This window comes from Bartonella sp. AD328YNZD (assembly GCF_042196425.1).
Window position 1 is genome coordinate 1 of sequence record NZ_JBHIQG010000370.1, and the last position, 2,241, is coordinate 2,241.

At 40.7% G+C, this 2,241-nt stretch carries 1 pseudogene; it reads left to right on the top strand.

Features of this window, described 5'->3' with window-relative positions:
* A pseudogene (locus tag ACFIO3_RS11880) lies at positions 1 to 2,241 on the top strand (hypothetical protein); the annotation flags it as partial.

Below are 2,241 nucleotides of genomic sequence, written 5' to 3' on the forward strand. Positions count from 1 at the left end.
AGGTGGTGATGCTAGTTATGCAGGTGGCGCTTGGACGGCTCCAAGTTTCAAAGTTAAGATCGTTAATGAGGATGGTACTAAAGTTGAAGAGAAGAAGTATGATACTGTATCGGAAGCATTTGCTGGTGTAGGAACATCTTTTGAGAATCTTCAAAAAGAGTTTACTCAAAACAACACGGAGGTTACTGAAAATATTAAGCAGAATGCGTTGTTGTGGAGTGATTCTGAAAAGGCGTTTCTAGCAACGCATGGAGAGGGTGATGAGAAAGGCAACAGTAAAATTAAGTTTCTTTCCAATGGAGAGGTTTCTGCAAGCTCAAGTGAAGCGGTCAATGGTTCTCAGCTTTTTGCGACTAATCAAAATGTAAGCAGTGTATCTAACAATCTTGAAACAACAGCTACGAATATAGCTAAATCCTTTGGCGGTGGCGCTGAATATAAAGAAGGTCAATGGAGTGCTCCAAGCTTCAAAGTTAAGATCGTCAAAGAAGATGGCAGTGCTGTTGAAGAGCAAAGTTATGATGATGTTGCTAAAGCATTTGCTGGTGTAGGCGCTTCATTCACGAATATTCACAAAGAGCTTAAGAATGAGATTAATAAAGTTGTAGGAGATAGTCTTGTTAAGTTTGATGATACGACAAATGTAATCAAGCTTGGTGGTGAAAAAGAAGGTGCGAGCATCAGTATTGCGGATAAGGAAAGCCAAGATAGAATACTTTCAGGTGTTAAGACAGCGACAAGGGATAATGAAGCGGTTAACAAGGGTCAGCTTGATGAAAGTTTAAAGGATCTTTCTACCAGTCTTCAGTCTGATGAATCGGCTGTTGTTCACTATGATAAACAAGGTGATGATAATAGCAGCACTAATTATGCGAGTGTGACTTTGGGTAAAGGTAAGGGTTCTGCAACTGTTGGTTTGCATAATGTTGCCGAAGGTCAGATTAGTGAGAATTCGCATGATGCGGTTAATGGCGGTCAGATTTCTAAGGTTTCTCAGGATATTGCGAAATACTTAGGTGGAGGTACAAGCTTTAAAGATGGTACTTTCACGGGTCCAACCTATAAATTATCCAGTGTTGATGCAAAAGGCGAGGTAGTAGAAAAATCTTATGGTGATGTTGGTTTAGCCATTGAAGGTATTGATACGAATTTCAAGAATGTGAATAACAACCTAACGAATAAGTTTAATGAACTTACTGAAAATATCACGAATATTACTCAGGAAGTTCAAGGCGATGCGCTGTTGTGGGATAAGGACGCAGAAGCGTTTGTAGCGACGCATGGGGACAATAAAGAGAACAGCAAGCTCACATCACTTGCAGCTGGCTCTATAGTATTAGGCTCGAGTGATGCGATTACGGGTGGACAGATTTATGATCTGCAAAAAAAGTTTGCTGGCTATTTTGGTGGAGGTGCTGGTTATAATGAGAAAGGCGAATGGCAAGATCCGGATTTCCAAATTCAGACTTTCAGCAATGATGGTACGAAAGGAGATAAGAAGAGCAGTAATAATGTTGCAGGTGCGTTTAATGACATTAATGACAGCATGAGCACTATCAACGCTCGTATTAAGGAAGTTTCAGAAGGAGTTGCACAAGATTCTTTATCATGGAGCAAGGCTGAAGGTGCTTTTGTCGCCTTGCATGGAGAAAAAGGTAGTGAGAAGACACACAGCAAAATCACATCACTTGCAAATGGTGATATTACTGCTAGCTCAAGCGATGCTGTAGCAGGAAATCAGCTATATTCTCTAGGTAACAGTGTTGCAAAGTCTTTAAGTGGTGATGCTAGTTATGCAGGTGGCGCTTGGACGGCTCCAAGTTTCAAAGTTAAGATCGTTAATGAGGATGGTACTAAAGTTGAAGAGAAGAAGTATGATACTGTATCGGAAGCATTTGCTGGTGTAGGAACATCTTTTGAGAATCTTCAAAAAGAGTTTACTCAAAACAACACGGAGGTTACTGAAAATATTAAGCAGAATGCGTTGTTGTGGAGTGATTCTGAAAAGGCGTTTCTAGCAACGCATGGAGAGGGTGATGAGAAAGGCAACAGTAAAATTAAGTTTCTTTCCAATGGAGAGGTTTCTGCAAGCTCAAGTGAAGCGGTCAATGGTTCTCAGCTTTTTGATACGAATAAGACAGTTGCAACTTATTTAGGTGGTGGCGCTGAATATAAGGAAGGTCAATGGAGTGCTCCAAGCTTCAAAGTTAAGATCGTCAAAGAAGATGGCAGTGCCGTTGA